Here is a 21858-nt window from a genome sequence, read left to right on the forward strand (position 1 = left end):
CACCGTATCCCTACAGACTTGCCCGATACAGCTGAGCATACGTGCCCTCAGCGTCAAGAAGCTCTTGATGGCGACCCATTTCTACCACGTCACCGTCACGCATCACCAAAATAATGTCAGCATCACGAATAGTGGACAGACGGTGAGCAATCACAAAAGCTGTTCGCCCTTGACGAAGCCTGTCCATTGCTTGTTGCACTAAAACCTCTGTACGTGTATCGACAGAAGAAGTAGCTTCATCCAAAATGAGTAAATCCGGCTGAGAAACAAATGCGCGTGCAATCGTCAAAAGCTGACGTTCCCCCGATGACAAGGCATCCGACTCATCTGTGACGTGAGTGTTATACCCATCAGGTAGGTGACGCACCACATGATCGACAGCGGTAGCCCGGGCAGCCTCCACCACATCATCATGCGAAGCATCTGCACGGCCAAAGGCAATATTTTCAGCCAACGTGCCATCAAAAAGCCACGTATCTTGCAAAACCATACCGACATGGCGACGTAAATCATCACGTGAAATATCACGGATATCCACGCCGTCAATGGTGATGCGACCAGAATCTACATCGTAAAAACGCATAAGTAAGTTCACGAGCGTGGTTTTACCTGCTCCGGTGGGGCCAATAATAGCCACCATATGTCCTGGCTCCACACTAAAAGACAGGTCTTTAATAACAGGCTCACCTGGTACGTAGCTGAAAGACACATGATCGAAAACAATGCTTCCGCGGACACGCTGAGGTAAATGTGCGCGAGGAGTATCTGCGCTCATCTCATCTGCGTCTAAAAACTCAAATATGCGCTCAGCACTGGCAATGCCTGACTGCACACTGCTGGCCATTGTCGCCAAAGTCCCCAGAGGATGCATGAACTGGCGTGAATACTGAATGAAAGCCTGCACTCCACCTAAACTCATAGAACCGGCTGTCACCATCAGTCCACCACCGACAGCGATCACCACATACACGCCCGTTGAAATAAGATTCATCAGCGGCATGACAAGGCTCGACACAAACTGAGCGCGCATAGAGGAACGACACAAACTCGCATTAGCCTGCGAAAATTCCTCAGCGAAACGTTCCTCTAAACCGTAAAGCACGGCTACCTCATGTCCGGTAAATGTTTCTTCAACAATTCCCGATAAATCACCGGTAGATTTCCATTGAGAACGGAAATACGGCTGCGCCCTTCGCATAATGAGCGACACAATGAACATCCCCACGGGCAACACAACAAGAGAAGCCACTGTGAGTTTCCATGACATAATGAACATCATGACGATAATGCCGATTACTAACAGGACAGACTGAATAAACTGCGACAAAGTTTGTGACATGACCTGCGTAATATTGTCAATATCATTAGAGACACGCGACATCACATCCCCGCGAGGAGTCCGATCTAAATAGGACAGTGACAGCACCTCAATTTTCTTTTGCACCTTGTCGCGTAAGCGCCATCCAGCATTGTGAATAGCGCGAGTAAGAATGACCTGCACCAACCAGCTACTTAAAGCAGACAGCGTGTACACAACGAGGACGAAAAATAAAACATAGGCAAGCCCTGTGAAATCAAAAGTGCTGACGAAATCCTCGTTCTTTTGTGTAGCGCCATCCGTAGCAGCAGCTATCCCTGAAAAAAGGATATCGGTTCCTTTACCGAGGAGACTGGGAGCAGCAACTGAAGATATCACCGACACCAACGTGAAGAACACGACTCCGTACAATCGCCATTTTTCTGGAGCAAGTTCGGAACCTAAACGACGTAAAGCAACAGAAGGATGAGCGGCCTGAGAGGGCAAAGCAGAACCGTGTGAATCTTTTTGAGGAGCCATCACTTATCCTCCTGCCCACTTTGAGAAGCAACGATTTCTTGATATGTCACACATGTGCGTAATAAATCCTCATGCCTTCCCTGGCCCACAATGCGCCCGGCATCAAGAACAACAATTGTGTCGGCATCTTTCACAGAAGCCACACGTTGAGCAACATGCACAATGGCTGCGTCGTGAGTATATTGCGGTAAAGACGCGCGTAACTGAGTATCCGTTGCCGCATCTAGCGCAGAGGATGAATCATCGAAAATATACAGGTCGCTCTGACGATACAGTGCCCGCGCAATAGAAAGTCTCTGCCTTTGACCGCCAGAAAAATTCTTACCACCCGGTTCAACAATCGCATCAATACCCTCGTCCATACGTGAAACAAATTCGTCAGCACAGGCACCGCGAAGCGCCCAGAGCACACGTTCACGTTGCGCATTATCAGGCTGGGTCACTCCCGAAACAGTGGAAGCGATAGTGCCACTAAATAAGTACGCCCGTTGAGGAACAACAGAGATATGTTGACGTAGGAGCGTCAGCTCAATATCTGTTGTTGCGACCCCATTGACCTTGACCTGCCCTCGGGTAGGATCAATCAGGCGAGGAAGCAGCTGAATCAATGTGGTTTTCCCCGAACCGGTAGCACCGATAATGGCAGTTGTTGTCCCCGGCGCAAACGTAAGTGTGATGTCACGCAACACAGGATTTTCAGCGCCAAGATACTGCACGGACACATGATCGAGGGCGAAAGTCCACGGTTTACGGCCTGCCGATGGGCCTGACAGGAGCGACGAAGACACGCTCGCGGCCTCGTCAGATAGGTTTTCTACAGGGGCAATATCACGTGGCTGAGATGCAGAAACTACTGAACTATTACGCTCTATTACCTCTCGAATACGACGAGCAGAAATACGCGCCCGTGGAATGGACATAATAATAAAAGCAGACATCATGACGGAACCGAGGAGCATACCCACATAGCTGAGGAATGCGAAAAGTGAACCGATCTGAGTGTGCCCCGAGGCGATGAGGTGACCGCCGAACCAGACAATTGCGACATTTGTCAGCGAAATAATGAATACTGCTGATGGAAAGAGCACAGCAAATAGCAGGCCAATGCGTATAGCAATCTCACGTAAATTGTTATTTGCTTCCAAATATCGTGAGGAAATAAAAGGCTCTCGCACAAAAGCACGAATTACACGGATACCGGATAATTCCTCGCGTATGACGGTGTTCATTGTGTCAATACGGTTTTGTTGACGCTCAAATTGAGGTGCGAGTTTCGTCATAATGAAACCCACGACTATTGACAAAATCGGCACCATAATCAGCAAAATGAGCCACAGATGGAGGTCTTGTCTGAATGCCTGAATGAGCGCACCAATACCCATCAAAGGAGCTTGAACCATGATGACAAAAGACATCATGACGACAGTTTGTATTTGTTGCACGTCATTTGTTGCGCGAGTAATGAGCGAAGGCGCCCCGAAAACATGAATATCTTGAGCGGCAAAAGTTTGAACGTGAGCGTATAACTTTTCACGCAACCACGCGCCTAAAGACATGGACAGTCGAGCCCCAAGGAATACGGCGATACCGGTAGCGATGCCTTGCGCTGCTGTTAAAAGAAACATGAAGGCACCGAGTTTCCAAATGGCAGTCGTATTGGCAACAGCAACACCTTCATCAATGATGCGCGCGTTTAGTCCAGGTAATTCTAAGGAAGCTAAAGTTGCGGCAATTTGGAGGAAGAAAACGAAAGACACTTCCACCCATCGAGTGCGTAAATACTGCCATACAAGAGGAAAAAGCACGTATATCACCCGCGTATATCACCGTTGTGACGAAACAATAATTCTATGCGTTTATTCTGTAAAGAAAAATCACAGAATCGCAGAGCCTGCTCAATGCTATTGCGAAGTTAGTGTCATTTCCTGATGAAAAGAGCGCATGAGTAGCAAGTCACAATGACCATTCTTTGTACTAAGTTTCCATTAAAGCCGAGGTATCAGTAAAGTCAGAGCATGACATTTGTATCCCGTCGTGCAGCTTTTGGTAACACCCTTGTTGAAATGGGTTTTTGGTACTTGTATTCATTCCTTGCCGCTAAGGAAGAAGCTCCTGAAATTTCTGAGGAATCCCCGGAATTTATTGCGCAGGTACAGCAAAACCTTGAAGACCTTACTCCGGCATTTAATGAGCAAAAAGTTCAGCCGCAACAACGTCAAGAGATCGCCGAAATAATTGCACGTATGCAATATCAGCATGCAGCACGTGAAATTCCTCCGGTAGCCCCCTCTGGCGCAAAAATTGATCGAGTGCGTTCCCGTGTCCTAGGAAATTGGCGTTTGCACAGCACAAAAGGCGCTATTTTATGGCCCCCAACAGCTCGTACAATCGCTGTGCGTTTAGGTGATGGTGCCTGGAATGACGCAATGCGTAAACTTGGTTTCACCGTGTCCTCACGTGGACGCGAACGCGGTGGCCTCCGATTCACGGATGCGGATTTCAAAGCCGCGCTTCAAGAATTTGCTCAAGCCCAAGGACCAGGTGTTTCCCTCACATTCATGAAATACAATGAATGGGCGCAAAAACAGCGTGAACTTGGGCATCTTGTTCCATCATCAGCTACCCTGCGTCAGCGTTTCGTTCGCTGGCCTCATGCCCTCGAAGCTGCAGGGCTATCCCACTAAAAGCAGGATTACCTCGCTTAAGAATTATGAATATGCGAGTCCCATCCGCGCAGACGGTCAAGTTCACGACGTTCCTTCTTTGAAGGGCGGCCACTACCGCGAGCGCGGGTAGGGACCGCGTACATTCCCATACGCGGACGTTCCACCGATAGATCCTCGTAGCAGAGTCGTGCCTGCGGAGCGCCGACACGTTTAACTAAGAGCTGCTTCACACGAAAAACTTTGTCAAAGCCTTCAACACGTAATCGAACTTCGTCGCCTACGCGGACAGGAGCAGCAGCTTTCACAGTGCTGCCATTGACTTTCACATGCCCCGCCCGCGCTGCCGCAGTTGCTTGTGAACGTGATTTTGCCTGCCGGATCGCCCACAACCACGTATCGACACGTACATGTGGTGTGCGCGCGAACGCCTGATCGGGTACGCCAACAGGGATAGGATCACCCTGTTGGGGCGATAGGTTTTCAGACGCATCTGCCGGTCGGGTTGACTGTGCCGCTGAATCCTTATCATGAAAAGCAGACATGCTCACGATGGTAACGAACCCTATCGATCACTGCGATATCTGCAGCACTGACAGAAATGATTCTGCGCTGTGTGCAGCGATAAATAATGGCACGTATCCTATGACATGCGCCGAATAATTGGCGGAATACAGCGATAGATTCACGATAATTACTGTGTGTTGCGACGTGCGCTGCGGGCGCGACGAAAGTTTTGACGCACCCGAGTCTTTCTTTCTTTCACGTCACGCAAGATTTGCCGCACGGATCTTTGCCGCCTGCGCCCGATAGCCCTGATCACCACGAAAGATGACCCGCATATCCATATCACGGCAATAAAGAGAACAGACTGCATGGAACCTGACCCACTGCCTAAGATCAGGCGCCTGAAAACATCACTTGCTTCCGGTAAAAGCAAGAAAGAACGGATCGCGCCAAAAAATCCTGTATGCGCATGAGAAGGCAATGCTCCGCCCAAAAGGACAATATGCATGACAGTGAAAAAAACGGATAAACCTAAAGCCCGACGCACACCGAGTGCGCATATGCTTGCGTAATGGAAGGCAAGGCACGCTAAGGTCACTACGGTCACAAGGATAAATAAAGTGGCAGGATGAGTGATGCTGACACCAGCCAAGGTGATACTACCCATGAGGATAGCTGTCCCTGTCAAAGCAATAGCGATGGGCGGCAAAGCAGTGCGCCATACAAGCTGGAAAGGTGTACGTGCCTGATGGATTCTTCGAGTGGTTGCAGCGCCGAAAACCATAATCCACACGGCCGCAGAAAGCCACAGGGCCACGGCAATCGCTGTGGCGGACCAATAGGCGCGCTCATGCGGATTTTCCTGGTGAGTATCTGCCCCGATATTGATAGGAGCCGCTAAAGCTGAGGCCAAATCATGCGCTTGAGCATCAGTGTAGTGGGGGATGCGTTCCGCAGCTGATTGCAAACCATCCGTTAAAGTCTGCGTACCTGAGGCCAAATCATGCAGCCCAACGCTCAGATCATGCCCACCGTCGTTCAAACGATCCAAACCATCAGCTAGTTTCAGCGCACCTGAAGCTAAAGCGGAGCCTCCGTGAACAAGCTGGTCACTACCATTAGAAAGGGCGTGTATGCCTTCTGATAGTTGACGTGCTCCTGCGCTTAGGCGATCAGCATTATCACCTAACAGATGAGCATGTATGTTCTCGCTGAGAGTGTCGATTCCTTCAGAGAGTTGCACGGTTGCGGAGGCCAATTGGTCGACTTTACCAATATTGTCCACAAGCGAAGGAAGGACTTTGCTGATGCGGATAATGTGGTCAATATCTTCGCTGAAAATACCTATTCGGTGAGAAACATCGTCACCTATAGTGGTGATGAGTTCTTGCACATGCGCGCATGAATCTATGTTTCCTTGTTGGCAGGCCTGATATGCGGAGGTCAGATCTGTGCGAATAGGCGCGATCAGGGCTTCAAATTCGCTTCGTTGGTTTTTGATTTTCTCAACGGTGGAACGTAATTGCGCGATATTTAAGCTATCGATGAGGGCTTTCAATTCACTGCTTCCCGCAGCAATCTGATGCGCGCCTTCTTGTAGGCTCACAGAGTGTCCGGGTTGTGGCTCAGTGAGCGCAGAATGTACACGTTCCACACCTTTGGTGTATTGCTCAATGCCTTGTGCTAATGCTTCAGCGCCTTGGACAAGGGAGAGCGCCTGCCCAGGCTGAGCCTCAACAATGCCAGAGTGGAGTGCGCGTATGCCACTGGATAACTCAGAAGCTCCATCTGCTAATGTGTGTCCGCCTTTTTGTGCTTGTGTGAGGCCTTCAGAAAGTTGTGTTGCGCCATGTGCCGCGCGTATCTGAGCGTCGGTGATTTTTTGTGCTCCAGATGCGCTTTGGTTAAGGCCCTGCGAAAGGGTCCCTAAGCCTTGCAGAGACTGGTCAATAAAAGACAGCGTGAGGGTTTGGCCAAAGCGTGTGGCACCGGCACGTGTGATTGCTGTGGCAATACGACCGGTTGCTTCGTTGGTGGCGTGTGAAGTGTGGATGGTGAGTGCGGGTCGTGTTGATGTTTTCCCTTGCGCGAGGTCTGCAAGTGTGCGTGAAAAATCTGATGGTATGGTGACGACAACAGCGTAGGTTCCATCTTCTAGGCCGCTAGCCGCTGTAGCGGCGGTGACAACGGACCAATCCCACCCTTTCACGTCTTGTGTATCAGAGGTGAGCGCGGCAATGATTTGTCGTCCTCCGGGCAGTTTTTGGCCTGTAGGTAAGGTGGCGATTTCATCCTCATTGACGATTGCGGCAGGTATTGCTGCTTTGTTGCTCTGAGTGTTGGTAGCGCCGAAAATAACGGTGAGTGCAAGAAGTGACGGAAAAAGCAGTGCAATGAAGATGAGTCGCCAGGGGTGTCTCATGGTGTGTCCTCTTGAATTGTGGAGGGCTGCGTGGCATGTGTGCTGTCAGTGTCAGTGTCAGTGTCAGTGTCAGTGTCAGTGTCAGTGTCAGTGTCAGTGTCCGGAGGAACTACAGGGGCCTCATCTGTTTTCGTTGGATTTTTATGAGGTAAAGCATCCGGCAATGCAGTATCTAGTATCAGGTGAGCTGGCACGGAATCCTCAAATGGCGGATAAAAATCGTCACAGAGTAACGTATCTGCGCTGACGTGTACATCCGGTGGAATGGTCAATAAGCACGGTCCTGTGACAAGAACTGTTATGCCTGCATCCAGCAGTTCTGTGATACGTTCCCACCGGTGACTACCAGGGTCATCGGTGATAACCAATACAGCCTGTGGAGGAAGCACGTCCTCACGTTGCGTGAGTATCGCTGTCATTCCTTGTACAGCAGACATATGTGACGGCAAAGCGAAATGACCAACAATGACTTTTCCGTAACGATGACGCAGCCGTCCGCTAAGTAAAGCCGTCAATATGTTCCGCGCAGCACGATTATCACTGCGTATAACCCCAAGCTCACCTGGCCTAAGGACAAAATTCAATGAACTAATAAGAGTGATATTTCGGTGCTGCATTGTCATATCACATATACGAATCATTGAAGGCCCATGACGCTGCACCCATTCTTCATGTTCAAGAGAACGGATCAGCCCCTCACCCTCAATATCAACGACCGGAAGCAAACGATCCAACCATTCAGGTAAAGCCCACGCGCGATGACCAAGCCACACCATGACAGCGGGAATCAGAGTCATACGAACCAGGAAAGCATCAGCTGCTATCCCTGCGCTTAAAGCTAACGCGATAGGTTTCACATGGACGCTTCCCTCCGGGACAAAAGCAGCAAAAATTGTTGTCATAATGACTGCCGCGGCAAGAACCACAGGCGCAGAAGAAACAAAACCACGCTGCACCGCACGGGTAGCATCCCTGTGATGAATCCATTCTTCACGCATACGTGACACCAAGAAAACGTGGTAATCCATTGCTAAACCGAAAAGAATACCCATAACAATAACTGGCATGAAAGAAATAACAGGTCCAGTTTTTGTGACATGTAATAGGTCAGATCCCCAACCGTATCCGTACACCATTCCAACGGTTCCAAATGCCACTCCCAGTGACAGCAAGTACCCGATAGTCGCACTCAACGGAACAGCGAAAGAACGGAAAACAATGAGCAAAAGAACCAATGAAAAACCGACAACGACACAACCAAAAGGTACGAGTGCGCCTTGCAGTTGCTCAGCGACATCGATTGCGACAGCGGTTTGACCTGTCACCATAATTGATGTGATACCGAGTTCTTTTTCCCATTGAGGCGCCAAATGTCGAATGGTGGAAACCAGTGTGTGCGTCGCAGGATCTGATTGCCCTGTTGTGGGGATTATCTGCAAGAAAGCAAGGGAAGCATCCTGATTTGGAGTGGCTGTCCCAATAGCGTGAACACCGGTGAGGGAACGTATTTTTTGAGCGAGGCGATCCACTAATTCAACAGGCTCAGATGAGTGAACAATATTTCCAATAACAATGATTGGCGAATTGTATCCTTCACCAAAAGCTTCACTAATTGCATCGTAGGTTTGACGTAGAGGCGTTCCCGGTGCTTCAGAGCCGTTATCTGTTAAACCTGTGCTCAGTGAAGCCGCTGGGATAGAAGCACAGCCCAGTAGCGCAATAATAAAGACACTCGTCAGCGCAGGAAAACGTGTGAACGCACGAACCCACCGATATGAGAAACTACGTGACGCAGCCGCTTGTGCCTCAGCAGGTACGAGAGAAACAGAAGGGGAAGCGGGACTTGTCGTAGCTGCAAGGTGTTCCGCCTTGAGGCGATGAAGCACGTGTTTTTTACGGCCACAGACACGTGTTCCGATAATGCCCAGCAGCGCTGGCACCACTGTCAAAGCGACAAGCACAGCGATTGCCACAACGAAAGCTGAAGCAAAACCCATAATGCTCAGGAAAGGTATGCGGGTTACTGACAGTCCACATAATGCGACGATAACGGTTCCGCCGGCAAAAACAACGGCGGACCCAGCGGTAGCAACGGCCCGCCCAGCGGCCTCATGAGGGGCAATACCAGTGTGGACGTATTCACGTGCCCGAGCGATGATAAATAAAGCGTAATCAATCCCAACGGCCAGGCCAATCATAATCGCTAAAACAGGGGTGGTGGAGTTAATATCAAGCCATGAGGCTGCGATAAAGATGGACGATATCCCAATGGCAACACCGATAGCGGCACTCAACAGTGGCGCCCCTGCGGTAACAAGTGAACGGAAAGTAAAAAGCAGGACAATGCCAGCCAAAATAACGCCGATGATTTCAACAATGGATAGGTGAACGGAAATAAAATGACCGATATTTCCACCCAGCGCGATTGTTAAATTACTGTGCGCTTGCATTATGCGGGTTGTGAGCTCTTGCAGTGCGTTGGCTGTGAGCCCAGCTTGAGGGGTGGGGCCTGTCATGTGTGAACCAACAGAGGCGTTGCCCATGACATGAATAAGTGCATGTGAGCCGTCGGCAGAAATGCTGCGTGTTAATTCAGCAAAAGGGTCAGTAACAGCAGCAACGCCATTTATGTGTTCTGCTTGTGTAATGAACTCATGAATAGCATCCGCGTGGGCGGTGATATCCCCGTCATGGGCGGTAAAAAGTACGGGCTCATCAGTTCCGGACACTTGAGGTAATCGTTCACGCAGGATCGAAATGCCTTGTAAAGATTCTGCGTCATTAATGTGGAAAGAACTACTAAGATTCAGTCCTAAAAATTTCAGGCTCCCTGCGCATGCAATGGACACAATCAGCCACAGGCATAGAACGAGCCATGCATGTGTTGCGCACCAGCGTCCAAGTTGATGAAGGTAAGTAGACAATATTCGTATTCTTTCCCGATAAGGATTGCAGCAGCGCAGCCCTTACTTCTAAAAATACTTCATTGTGCGAGGTGCGGCCCTTTGGAGAAGGGCACAGTATGGGCACGTTTTACCTGAAATTGTGCATATGCGTACTTTGCGAGTGTTTTTATGGTGTGTTTTATGGTGTCCGGCCCTTAGGATTCTTGTGAAGGCCACCATACTATTGAATCTATTCGGCATTGTGTGGCCGAACTACTGCTGGGTAACGTGGCAGACCACGGTGTTTTTTGCTGAGTAGGAACGTGAGAGACAAGCACTGTTTGCGTATTTTCTGTTTCTCTGCCTGATAAAAGGCTGACGCTCACCCATATATCAGCTCCGTAAGGGATGATATCGTCGAGGCCCGGTGGCATTGTGTACGCAAGAGTTCCTTCAACGGTGACAGTGTTACTTCCCACGTGTTGTACACATGAGGTGATAGTGCTTGCTGAGCGTGCAGATGCACTGGCGTGTACAGAGGCTTTCACCAGTGCAATTTCAGTGGGGCACTGCGTTTGCGCAACACGTAAAGTTGCATCATTCATTGATTGAAGTTCGCTGAGGAAAGTATCGGCTTGATGCGCGCTGTCGCGGCTTATGCGACTGCACCAGTTTTGAGCATTCACTGTGGCCTCATGTAATGCGAGTTGGGACAGTAAATCGCGGCGCTCATGGTCAGCTTGTTCGATCTGCGCAGAAATATGCGCGGTGTCACTTTCAATGCGCATGAGGTCACGTTGTGCATGTGACCATGCGATAAAAATGTGGGTTCCGTATGCAATACATGCACAGAGCGTTATCACCGTACATACGAGGAACAGGACGGTGACAGTGAAGCGCCCGCGAGTGTGGCCAGGTGTGGACGCTGCCATATGCGGTGGGCGCAGGTGCGCATCAGCACCGTGGCTGTGCCTGCCGTAGGTGAATGTCTGCGAGGTGAGCGTGAAAGATTCTTCAGGTGAATTGTCAGATGCGTTGCGCGTCCACGTGCTGAAAGGATCGTATGTCATGGGGTTTGTCCTAGCTGTTCACGCAAAGCTTCAATTTCCGAGGTGAGCTCATCTAACGCATGATGTGAGCGTTGGAGTTGTTCGGATTTTTGTTTGACTTCACGAAGAAGCTGTGATGTGTGCGCCGCAAGTATTCCAGTCCCACATGCCCAAACAAGAGTGGTGATTGCGCAGATTATCGCAATGATTGTGAGTGTGCGCATACGTGGTGAATATGCGTGCCGTGTGCGCATATGTGAAGAATCGGCCTGAAGCGCAGTGAAAGTATCCGTCTGTACAGGTATGTCCGTTTTGAAGGACTCATCTGTTCCCGTATGAACAGGATCGGTGGAGTAGGTGCTTTCTGCGCTGCCCCCATTGGAATGGGATGAGACTTCGGATATGAAAGCGTGTTTTTCTGCGTGGAAAGCCCGCGTGTCAGATGTCCATGTGGTGCCGTTCCACCAGCGCAGGTCATAATCACCTGAAGGGTCAGGATACCAACCCTCGCGTGGGAGATTCACGGGCCTATCCTTTCTGCTGTGCTACTCAACGTCGGGCACCTATCGTGCTACAGAACGAGGATACGCACTGTGAACTACTCGTGCCGATCGAACCGATGCACCCTCATGTGGAACTCCACTCAGTATTAGCTTCTGCTCACAAAAACTGGACCATACCGGTGAGGTGAGTACCCTTGAATACATGTCCACACTGCTGAGCGCCAACCATTTACTTACTCTCTTTCTTGTTGTCGGTGCCGGTGCTGTCCTTGGTGCAATACGTTTTGGTCCCATCCGCCTAGGAGCAGCCGGCGCATTATTTGTAGGGCTCGCCCTTTCTGCCGCCTACCCAGGACTAGGTGAAGGCATGACCGTAGTCCAGCAGATCGGCCTTGCTTTCTTTGTGTACACCGTGGGTGTAGCATCTGGCGCTCATTTCTTTGCAGACCTCATGAAACAACGCGCACTGCTTTTTGCTTGCGCACTGACCTGCATCCTTGGTGCTTTCGTCGCATGGGGGCTTGGTGAAATATTCGGACTCAACAAAGGAATCGTCACAGGTCTTTTCACAGGCGCGCTAACAGCAGCCCCCGCTTTAGATGCAGCCTCACGTGTCACCGGTGATCCGATAGCGGCAGTAGGCTACGCATTCGGCTACCCCATTGGGGTGATTGTTGGCATTATCGTCGTGTCAGTGGTGGTGGGACGAGTCTGGGACGAAAAAGGTGACACACCTTCCCTTGCGGGAAAAGCTTTGGAATCTCTAACGGTTCGCGTCAATCAAACGATGAATATGCGTGAAGTGAGCGCCTGGGCGCAGCAAAGAATCCGCATGTCATATTTACGTCGTGAAGGACGTACCCGCGTTATCGTTCCCGGTGAAGAATTGCGCAAAGACGACCATGTGCTCGTGGTCGGTGACACGGTGGCGTTACAAGAAGCCTGCGAACAAATCGGTGAACCAATTGTGGACTATCACCTCGTCAATGATCGCAGTGACGTAGCTTTTGAACGCATCGTTGTATCGAACCCTGAAATTGCCGGACGCACAGTTGCCTCATTAGCGATGCCGCAACGTTTTGGCGGGGCCATCACTCGTGTGCGCCGAGGCGACTTAGATTTACTGGCACGCGACGACCTTGCTCTGCAACTTGGTGACCATGCGGCGGTCGTTGTACCGATTGAGGAATTAGACGCGGTACAGACTTTCCTTGGCGACTCTGAACGTCGCGTCAGTGAGGTCGATGCTATGGCTTTTGGTATCGGCATGGTCCTTGGAATGCTACTGGGAGCAATTCCTTTCCCCATGCCAGGTGGAGCCACATTCCAATTAGGCTCAGCAGCTGGCCCTCTGATCGTCGGCATGATTCTAGGGGCCTTACGTCGTACAGGCCCGTTGGTGTGGACCTTACCTGTTTCAGCGAATTTCACGATTCGTCAGGTCGGACTGTTACTGTTCTTGGCTGCTCTTGGCCTGTCAGCGGGACCTGATTTAGTCAGTGTTCTTGTATCAACAGAAGGGTGGAAAGCAACCCTCTTATCAATGGGCGTTGTAACAATATGCTGCATTGTTTTAGTGTGCGTGGGACGTTTTATTGGCCTATCCCCAGCCCGCACAGCCGGAGGGGTCGCTGGTTTCCTAGGGCAACCAGCAGTTCTACAAGCTGCCGCCAGCAAGATCGCTGACGAGCGTGTAGAAGCCGCTTATGCCACGCTTTTTGCTTTCGCTATAGTCGTGAAAATATTCCTTGTCCCGCTTATCTGGACCCTGTAAACGTAAAGAAGCAGCATATGGCGACCCCAGATTTTATCCTCGCATTACGTGAAAAAATTGGTCACGATATGCTCTGGATTCCCGGATGCACAGCGATAGTTGCGCGCCCTTACTGTTCCCACCCCGTTCACCAAAGCCCCGCGGCCGGAATGAGAGGGAAAGCATGTCAGAACACGTCTGCTCCTTTTGAGGCAACGCATCCGCACTGCGCACGCATGAAGGTTGACGAAGATTTTTTCATGACTCCTCTTGCACCTGAACATGTAGAAATCCTGATTGTTGAACGTGCCGATAATGGATGGGCAACCCCCGTGACAGGTATCGTCGATCCAGGTGAAGAAGCTGCAGATGCTGCTGTACGTGAAGTCCTCGAAGAAACAGGGGTGAGTGCGCGTCCTCTGCGGCTGCTCAGTACTCAAGTAGTTGGACCGGTAACCTACGACAATGCAGATCAGGCACTGTACCTTGACCTTGCTTTCCTCCTACGCTGGGACGCAGGCGAACCTTGGCCCGCAGACGCAGAAAACACGAGCGCACAATTCATACGAGCAGATCGCCTTCCCGCGATGAATAACCGATTTACGAAAACAGTGCGACGAGCTTTATCAGGTGAGATTGCGGCAGAATTTACCTACTCACTCACCTGATAGTTTTACAGCCCTTACAACTCCGAAAGTTTTACGCGCCTGCCCAATATGCTTCAAGTGCAAGTGAAAGCGCATAAAGATCCGCCACATGGCTCATTTCCCGCGCAGAATGCATTGAAAGCAAAGGAACACCCACATCGACAGTGGTGATTCCTAACTGTGTGGCAGTAATTGAACCAATCGTTGAACCGCATGGCATAGCGTTATTTGACACGAAAACTTGGGAACTGATTCCAGCTTGAGCACAAGCACGATTCCATAGAGCTGTTCCCACGCCATCTGTCGCATACCGTTGCTGCGCATTGACTTTCAACATAGGACCACCACCTAATATGGGGTGATGAGCAGGGTCATGATGCTCAGGATAATTGGGGTGAACTGAATGGCCAGCATCAGCGCTGATACAGGTTGAGGCAGCGTACATGCGTGCAGCACCATCAAAATCACGCCCCACAGCCGATGCAGTACGTGAGAGGACATCACGCAAAATTGGTCCGGCAGCACCTGAACGTGTCGCAGAACCTATTTCCTCATGGTCAAAACACGCAAAAACTAGGATGTCACCAGAATCAGGTATACCACTTGCGCTTAAGCGTTCTAATGCGCGTAAGCCAGCATGAACTGACGACAGGTTATCTTGACGGCCAGCAGCAACGAAAACATTATCTGCGCCAAAAGTGGCGGCAGCCTGTGAGGGAACCAATCGCAGATCATATGCGGCAATCATATGGGCGCCTTCAAGTCCCGCATCACGCGCCACAATGTCCATGAGTTGCGCTGGTGAACCCACATTCCACACGGGGTGTATGTGTTTTTGCGGATTGAGTTTCAAACCGTCATTATTCACTGCACGGTCTAAATGGATAGCAAGCTGCGGGATACGCGCCAATGGCCCAGTGCGCATAATGAGGCAACGACCATCAGTGGTTATCACTCGTCCTGCGACACACAGCTCACGGTCAAGCCACGAGTTCCACAGCATACCGCCGTATATTTCCACATTAATGTGTTCCCAGCCATCAACTGTGCGTGAAGTCGGAGAAGGTTTCACGGTGAGGCACGGTGAATCTGTGTGCGCACCAACAATACGGAAATGCGTATCATCACTGACACGGTGAGGGACAAACCAAGCAACGACAGCACCATCACGAATGATGAGGTGCCCACCTGGGGAAGCATCCCACGGATCGGTTTCATTATGCTGACTAAAACCTGCGTCAATCAGTCGTTGTGCGCTGAGCTGCGCGGCATGAAATGAAGTAGGTGAATCATTAAGGAACGAAATATAGTCACGAGTATGTACGTCTTGGTCAGTGACAGAAAGAAAATGAGCGGCAGACGCTCGCGCATGAGGAGCTGATGATTCAGTAGGTGACATGTACCCATCGTAGAACGGTGTAGAGCATGAAGGAAACAGGCCGACAGGAAATCCTCGCTTTCCCAATGGGCCGCAGCATGTAGTCAGCTCCTACTGAGGCAAACTCACCTTGCCTGATGAATCAACAGAAATTAAACCATCACGCAGTAAATCCTTCATGACACGCGCTGCTTGATCGGCTGGAGCACCCGGTAAAGATGCGGCCTCTAAAGCCTGCGCATAGGAAATAAAGGGCGCTTTCCCTTGCCGATGAAGCTGACGAAGCAGCCCGATAACGCGGCCACGTGCTTGCCTGTCTGTTCCCACCCAGGCTTGAGTTCGCACAGGAGTATCGGATGCAGGAAAACCATTCTCAGCCCACGCGCACAGGCTGCGCACTGGACATGTCTCACATGCGGGTGAACGTTGAGTACATGCCAAAGCACCAAATTCCATCAATGTGAGGTTCCAGCGGGCACAATCTTTCCCAGTGCGCGGCAGTAAAGCATGAGCAAAAGTTACTTCTTTACGTGTGGGAGCACCCGAAGGAGCGTATGCTCGCCCACCGAAAATACGAGTAAGGACTCGTCGAATATTCGTATCAAGAACGGGCAGACGCTGATAGAACTGGAATGAAGCCAGTGCGCTCGCCGTGTAAGGTCCGATGCCTGGCAAAGCCAGTAAATCATCGTAGTGGGCGGGAACTTCCCCACCTGGTCGACTAGCTATCGCTTGAGCGCAATCCTGTAAGCGTAAAGCGCGGGACGGGTAGCCTAAACAATCCCATTCCACAAGGACGGAAGCTCGTGGAGCTTCAGCAAGGTCAGCAGGAGTAGGCCATAGCTCCATCCATCTGAGCCAGATTGGTTGAACACGGGGGATAGGTGTTTGTTGGCTCATCACCTCAAAAACTAGGGTGCCCCAAGGGGTAACATCGTCACGTCGCATAGGTAAGTTGCGGCCTGCCTCATCAAACCACGCATACAATGCGGTGCGGAGCTGACGTAAGGTAGGCGGATGTGGGTGAGGAAAGGCAAGGGCTGATGATGTGCGAGTCATAGGGCCTTTCCTTTGGAGCGGATGGTATGCGCTGTCATGATTGTGTCGAGGATATGAATGTGAGGCAAGTGGAAGCACTTGGTGTGGTGTGATAAAAAATTACTCACATGCAGAAAAACTGCCGATAGTGGACAAAATTATGTACGTGGCTTTGTGTCACGGGTCTAATACCACTTCAAAGAAAGGAAAAGCAGATGAGTATGCCACCTCAAACTTTTTACGGCCAACAGCCATATGTGCAACCTAAGTCGATGATCGCCGCCGCGTTGTTGGCGTTCTTTCTTGGAACTTTTGGTATCCATAATTTCTACCTTGGGTACACAGGTAAAGGCATCGCCCAACTTTTAATTACTGTCCTGACACTCGGATTAGGAGCCGTCATTACAGGAATTTGGGCTTTCGTTGAATTTATCCTTATTCTCTTGCGCTCAGGCTCCTATGCGCATGACGCTCGTGGAATTCCTTTAGCTAACTGAGCGTATAAGAGCTCCCTGTTTGCAAGAGCAGAGCGAAAACCTGTGTGTTAAACCGTCGGCAGAGGTAAAGACTCATGTCGGCGGTTTATCTGCATGGACACAGTGCCAAAAGAAAACACACAGAGTTTTGCGAGAGCGTGAATTTTAGGCGCACACGTTGTCTTTATGAGAGAATCAGCCCATGCTGCTTAGTGATCGTGACATACATGCGAGCCTTGATGCTGGGCGAATCATATTGGATCCGCTCGACCGGTCCTTAGTGCAACCAGCCAGCATTGACGTGCGTTTGGACCGTTTCTTTTGCCTCTTTGATAACCATAAATACTCGGTCATTGACCCCGCAGCTGAACAACCCGACCTTACACACCGCGTGGAAGTAGGGCCAGAAGAACCTTTCGTACTTCACCCCGGTGAATTTGTCCTCGGCGCAACATACGAACGTGTCACACTTGCCGATAACATAGCTGCACGATTGGAAGGAAAATCTTCCTTAGGTCGCCTTGGCTTACTGACACACTCAACAGCCGGTTTTATTGACCCAGGTTTTTCTGGACACGTTACCCTTGAACTGTCGAATACCGCGACCATGCCTATTTTGCTGTATCCGGGCATGAAAATAGGGCAACTGTGTTTCTTTGATCTTTCCTCGCCAGCACAGCATCCTTACGGTTCAACCGAAGCAGGATCACACTATCAAGGCCAACGAGGACCTACCCCGTCGCGCTCACATGAACGATTCATGCGGACACATATTGACCGATGACTGAGGATGAAAAGCCCCAATCTTTAGGCCCTGTACCTCGCAGGCGATCCGTATTTGAAGGATTAGCTCAGCTTCCCGTTACTTCACTCGCGCCAACAGAAAATACGCACACGCATCTGACAGACACCAGTGTTGCTTTCCTTGGGAAAGCTAGCGAAAACAACCATGCTTTCCGTGTAGATGAAACAGGGACCTTCACCCAGTCACACATTATTCCTATTCCCCAGTACGCCACACGCACCCGACCTATACGCGATATCGACCATTACACGGCAACAGGTCATCATTTTTTAGCGGTGAATGACGACATTGACGATAACGAAATTGAAGCCCTTATCGTGTCACTGTGGGAAGGTGCAGGATGGGCCTCCCCTGGAATACTGCATATCACCGCAGGGGTGCGTATGGAAGGGCCGTGGAATTTACCGGAAGATCTGCGTGAAAAATTCTGTATTCCTGATGAGCAGACAAAAATATGGTTATTAGTTTGTCCTCCTACGCGAGGACCGGCTCTAAAAAATATTGACAATACGCCTGATATGTGGGCTCAGGCATTCCCGAACGGGCTTCCTCAAGGTGTGGAAGCAAAGGTTTTACGTACACTGATGAATGTAGCCAGACGACTTGCAGGAACTGTGCGTATCGCTGGTTCTGGGGCGCTTTTTACTCCTGACCCTGATAGTGCTGTCACACTAGCCTTGTATGCGCCACGATGGTTGAACCCGCAAGAAAGTATTGAGGCATTGCGCTCTCAATTTCCGCAGGCGCATGATGCGCGCACAGTGAATATTGCTCAGCGGGCGTCGTCACTTTCTTCAGAAAGTCAACGCCTGAAAAATATGATGACCACGGCGTACCCGTTGAAACCTGAAATACGAGCAAAAATAGAAGCAGATATCCGTCAAGCTGCAGCCGGACCCCCCACATTGGATGCGTATGCGGTGATGATTCCTGTTGGCAATATGTCGCATGCAATGATTGAAGTACGTCCCACTCATACGGTTCCTCAGGCGTTGCGTTGGGAAAGGTGGGCAGATGGGCCTGTCGTCGAATACCGTATCCGCTGGATTCCCGATGAAAAAACACGCAGCATGTACGCTACTGCTGCAGGGGAGCAAACTTTAAGCAGAACAGCGCGTTTTGAGCGGAAACGTTCAGCGGCAGATATTGAAAAGGCAGCAGCACTGCTGAACCTCATGGTCGGTGGAACGATCCTCGATGAGGATGGTTTTATTGTGGCAATTGAAAATGCTCCTGATGATGACACGGCAGGTGGACCTACCCAATAAATAAGCTGGTAACTGCTCTGCCACCTATTGCGTAAAACCGCGTCGAACCGCGTCACGCAGCATAATCGCAACATCACGCACCTCTGGTGTTTTCCCACGTTCTTGCCCTCCAACACGGATGTGCTCCATTGCAGAGCCATCCATATCGGCACGAATAGCAGGCGGAATAATGTCGGCAACAGAAGCCCCTGTCGCAGATCCCAACATTTGTGAACAGAACGGACAAGCCGTTGCCACAATGTCTGCGCCTGTTTCCTGCGCCTCAACAATACGTGCGTCAGCGATACGCGTTCCACGACTTTCCTCAAACCACGCATGAGCGCCACCAGCTCCACAACACATGGCACGGTCACGATTACGTGGCATTTCAACCATATCAACGCCAGGCAAAGAAGAAACCAGCTCACGAGGAGCCTCATATACCTGATTATGACGACCCAAGAAACACGGATCATGATAAGTGACCCGCACAGGCTCAGAAGAAGCATCTTCATCTGACGTAGGAGCCACAGGCACTAAAAGCCCTTCACGAACCAAACGATTCAATAACTGCGTATGGTGTACAACCTCAAAACGTCCACCAAGCTGCGGAAATTCACCAGCAATCGTGTTAAAACAATGCGCGCAGGACACGACAATTTTTGTCACACGAGCATCGTGAAGAGTTTCAATAGCAGCCGCAGCAAGCATCTGGAACAATGGCTCATTTCCTGCTCGTCGCGCAGGATCGCCTGTACAGGATTCTGCCTGTCCTAATACGGCAAAAGATACGCCTGCGACATGTAAAAGCTCCGCAATTGCTGCGGAAGTTGCGCGCCCTCGATCATCAAAAGCACCGGCACAGCCCACCCAGAAAACCCAATCCACATCTTCAGCGCTCTCCACATCAATACCGATGACAGGAACCTCAAAATCAAGATTTTTTGCCCATTCCATACGTTTACGGGCAGGCTGATTGTAAGGATTCGCTTTTGATTCCATCCCACGGAAAGCACGTCCCAGTTCCTTAGGGAAAGCAGCTTCCATGAGGACCTGATGGCGACGCAGGTCGATAATGTGGTCAATATGCTCAATATCGACAGGGCATTGCTCCACGCAAGCCCCACACATTGTGCAATCCCACAGGGCTTCCTCAGAAATGACATTGGGAACTAAAGGAGCCTGTACATCTGCTACTCCAAGCGGTCCAGTAGCGCCTGAAGCTGCCAACACATCTAAAAGATCTAAAGAATGAGGAGTAGGTTCCAGCCCCTTTTCTAAAAGCCTGACGGAGTGCTCAACGGAGTGCTCATAGGACTGATCGCCATTACGTAAAGCCTGAATGTCAGTATCCGCCTCAGGGATTTCCTGCTCAGATAATTCCATACGCGACACCGAATGAATATGATCGCGCATAGATAAGACAAAAAGTTTAGGCGATAAAGGTTTCGCAGTATTCCAAGCGGGGCATAACTCTTGGCAGCGTCCGCACTCAGTACAGGTGTAAAAATCTAAACGATCTTTCCATGACAGGTCCTCAACCGTGCCCGTACCTAAAACAGCATCATCAGGCAGGTCATCACAATCATCAGGACTGGTGACAGGTGAGCCATTGATAAGCATAGGGGCGGCAGGCCCTAAAGATTGTGACCCATCCGGATTACGACGAGCGTAAATATTCGCTATAGCAAGGAAACGGTGCCATGCCACACCCATAGAAGTCTGCACACCAACAACCATCATCCACAGCATTGAGGTCAAGATTTTGAGCAAAGCGACTAGGACGATGCAATTTGCTAAAACGGTGACGGACAGGCCAAAACCACTGGGTCCCAGAATCATCCCTGCCCACGAAGTGAGTGGATAATGCCACCAAACAGCAGCGGAAATACCAGTATCCACTGTTACCAGTAGCGCGTATTCCATTATGCGTAAAAGCACAATACACGCGCAGACGATCAGGATAACCCATTCCACAAAAAGTGCTTGCCAGCGCGTTGAGCCAAGAAAACGTGAAGCCAAATACGCACTGTGCCCTCTGCGGCGAAGAAGGAGGTCAGACGAGTCCTCATGTGATGGCTGTGGCCCTGACATAGCGGCTTCTGCAATTGAGCCTGAGCCTTCTTGCCGCCGCCTCCGCATGAGCACAATAATTCCAATGAGGCCAGCCCACGCAAAAAATTCCACAACCCATTCCCAAGGCGCAAAATGGCCAATAAAAGGCAAAGCCCACAGTTGGTCACGTAGGTGAACATAGGCGGAAATTAACGTGAGGAAAAGCAAAGGAAACGAGAACATCACAAGCCAGTGAGCAACTTTCACCCACGGTCGGCCGCGGAATTCACGGTGACTGAGGATAGTCCACATTAAAGTGCCGAGGCGCTGAAAAACCGGTGTTGTGCGTTCAGGTTCTGGGCCACCGCTGGAAAACTGCCGCCACAGATGCATAAGCCCACGACTGAACGCCATGAGTGCGAAAAGGGAGGCAAATAGTGCAAATACCCAGCTCACGACGGACAAAATCGGTGTCGCCATGCGGAGGCTCCTTGATGAGTTAAGCGGTGGGACAAGTGAAAAGGAATCCAGGTTTTCACCTAAAGCCCTTTATTGTTGCACGATCAGCTTACTTCGCACAGGGTTAAGGTGCG

16 protein-coding genes are annotated in these 21858 nt (G+C 50.5%); 6 read left to right on the forward strand and 10 right to left on the reverse strand.

The genetic code is table 11. The features are described 5' to 3' along the window. Positions 1–10 precede the first annotated feature (10 nt). Both LRP54_RS04315 and LRP54_RS08475 read right to left on the reverse strand, forming a co-directional pair. Positions 11–1837, reverse strand: a complete 1827-nt coding sequence (locus LRP54_RS04315; RefSeq protein WP_231235134.1) for an ABC transporter ATP-binding protein — start codon at positions 1835–1837, stop codon at positions 11–13. After that, positions 1837–3642, reverse strand: a complete 1806-nt coding sequence (locus LRP54_RS08475) for an ABC transporter ATP-binding protein (RefSeq protein ID WP_231235135.1) — start codon at positions 3640–3642, stop codon at positions 1837–1839. Before LRP54_RS08475 ends, LRP54_RS04315 begins: the two co-directional genes overlap by 1 nt. A 210-nt stretch (positions 3643–3852) precedes the next feature. Between LRP54_RS08475 and LRP54_RS04325 the strand changes: the two genes are divergently transcribed. Further along, complete coding sequence (locus LRP54_RS04325; RefSeq protein WP_231203912.1) at positions 3853–4521, forward strand: hypothetical protein; 669 nt, start codon at positions 3853–3855, stop codon at positions 4519–4521. Between the two features lie 17 nt (positions 4522–4538). Here LRP54_RS04325 and LRP54_RS04330 read toward each other — a convergent pair whose 3' ends face one another. From LRP54_RS04330 to LRP54_RS04350, 5 genes are all read right to left on the reverse strand, one after another. Further along, entirely contained in the window at positions 4539–5045 is a 507-nt protein-coding gene (locus tag LRP54_RS04330; RefSeq protein ID WP_269212742.1) for an RNA-binding S4 domain-containing protein, read from the reverse strand. A gap of 149 nt (positions 5046–5194) precedes the next feature. Further along, on the reverse strand, positions 5195–7429 hold the full coding sequence (locus tag LRP54_RS04335; protein WP_231235136.1) for a YhgE/Pip domain-containing protein: 2235 nt from the start codon (positions 7427–7429) through the stop codon (positions 5195–5197). Next, positions 7426–10353, reverse strand: coding sequence for an MMPL family transporter (locus tag LRP54_RS04340; protein ID WP_231235137.1), 2928 nt, complete (start codon positions 10351–10353; stop codon positions 7426–7428). The genes LRP54_RS04335 and LRP54_RS04340 overlap by 4 nt, the downstream gene beginning before the upstream one ends. Positions 10354–10529: 176 nt before the next feature. After that, a complete protein-coding gene (locus tag LRP54_RS04345) occupies positions 10530–11384 on the reverse strand; it encodes a hypothetical protein (protein ID WP_231235138.1) in 855 nt (284 codons plus the stop codon). Beyond that, positions 11381–11887 carry a DUF2510 domain-containing protein gene (locus LRP54_RS04350; protein ID WP_231235139.1) on the reverse strand — a complete coding sequence of 169 codons (507 nt, stop codon included), beginning with the start codon at positions 11885–11887 and terminating at the stop codon, positions 11381–11383. The genes LRP54_RS04345 and LRP54_RS04350 overlap by 4 nt, the downstream gene beginning before the upstream one ends. Before the next feature lie 181 nt (positions 11888–12068). Here LRP54_RS04350 and LRP54_RS04355 point away from each other — a divergent pair, with 181 nt between their 5' ends. Continuing rightward, positions 12069–13640, forward strand: coding sequence for an aspartate:alanine exchanger family transporter (locus LRP54_RS04355; protein ID WP_231203922.1), 1572 nt, complete (start codon positions 12069–12071; stop codon positions 13638–13640). A gap of 17 nt (positions 13641–13657) precedes the next feature. Further along, positions 13658–14287 carry an NUDIX hydrolase gene (locus LRP54_RS08405; RefSeq protein ID WP_269212743.1) on the forward strand — a complete coding sequence of 210 codons (630 nt, stop codon included), beginning with the start codon at positions 13658–13660 and terminating at the stop codon, positions 14285–14287. 31 nt (positions 14288–14318) lie between these two features. Here LRP54_RS08405 and LRP54_RS04365 read toward each other — a convergent pair whose 3' ends face one another. Together LRP54_RS04365 and LRP54_RS04370 are read right to left on the reverse strand one after the other, a co-directional pair. Further along, positions 14319–15665, reverse strand: coding sequence for a M18 family aminopeptidase (locus tag LRP54_RS04365; RefSeq protein WP_231235140.1), 1347 nt, complete (start codon positions 15663–15665; stop codon positions 14319–14321). A 90-nt stretch (positions 15666–15755) separates the two neighbouring features. Beyond that, the gene (locus LRP54_RS04370; protein WP_331274803.1) at positions 15756–16703 is read right to left on the reverse strand and encodes an A/G-specific adenine glycosylase; all 948 of its coding nucleotides are present in this window, start codon (positions 16701–16703) and stop codon (positions 15756–15758) included. 194 nt (positions 16704–16897) lie between these two features. On the opposite strand from LRP54_RS04370, the gene LRP54_RS04375 reads away from it, so the two are divergent. The 3 genes from LRP54_RS04375 (at position 16898) to LRP54_RS04385 (ending at position 19231) form a co-directional block, all read left to right on the forward strand. After that, positions 16898–17179: a TM2 domain-containing protein gene (locus LRP54_RS04375; protein WP_231203926.1), complete on the forward strand. Its 282-nt coding sequence runs from the start codon at positions 16898–16900 to the stop codon at positions 17177–17179. A 181-nt stretch (positions 17180–17360) separates the two neighbouring features. Further along, the gene (dcd, locus tag LRP54_RS04380) at positions 17361–17942 is read left to right on the forward strand and encodes a dCTP deaminase (protein ID WP_231203928.1); all 582 of its coding nucleotides are present in this window, start codon (positions 17361–17363) and stop codon (positions 17940–17942) included. Further along, positions 17939–19231 (forward strand): hypothetical protein, encoded by a 1293-nt coding sequence (locus LRP54_RS04385; RefSeq protein ID WP_231235141.1) that lies wholly within the window; start codon positions 17939–17941, stop codon positions 19229–19231. Before dcd ends, LRP54_RS04385 begins: the two co-directional genes overlap by 4 nt. A 24-nt stretch (positions 19232–19255) precedes the next feature. Here the strand turns inward: LRP54_RS04385 and LRP54_RS04390 are convergent, their stop codons facing one another. Then, positions 19256–21745 (reverse strand): (Fe-S)-binding protein, encoded by a 2490-nt coding sequence (locus LRP54_RS04390; protein WP_231235142.1) that lies wholly within the window; start codon positions 21743–21745, stop codon positions 19256–19258. Between the last annotated feature and the right edge of the window lie 113 nt (positions 21746–21858).

The organism is Schaalia sp. lx-100 (assembly GCF_021083625.1).
GTDB lineage: Bacteria > Actinomycetota > Actinomycetes > Actinomycetales > Actinomycetaceae > Pauljensenia.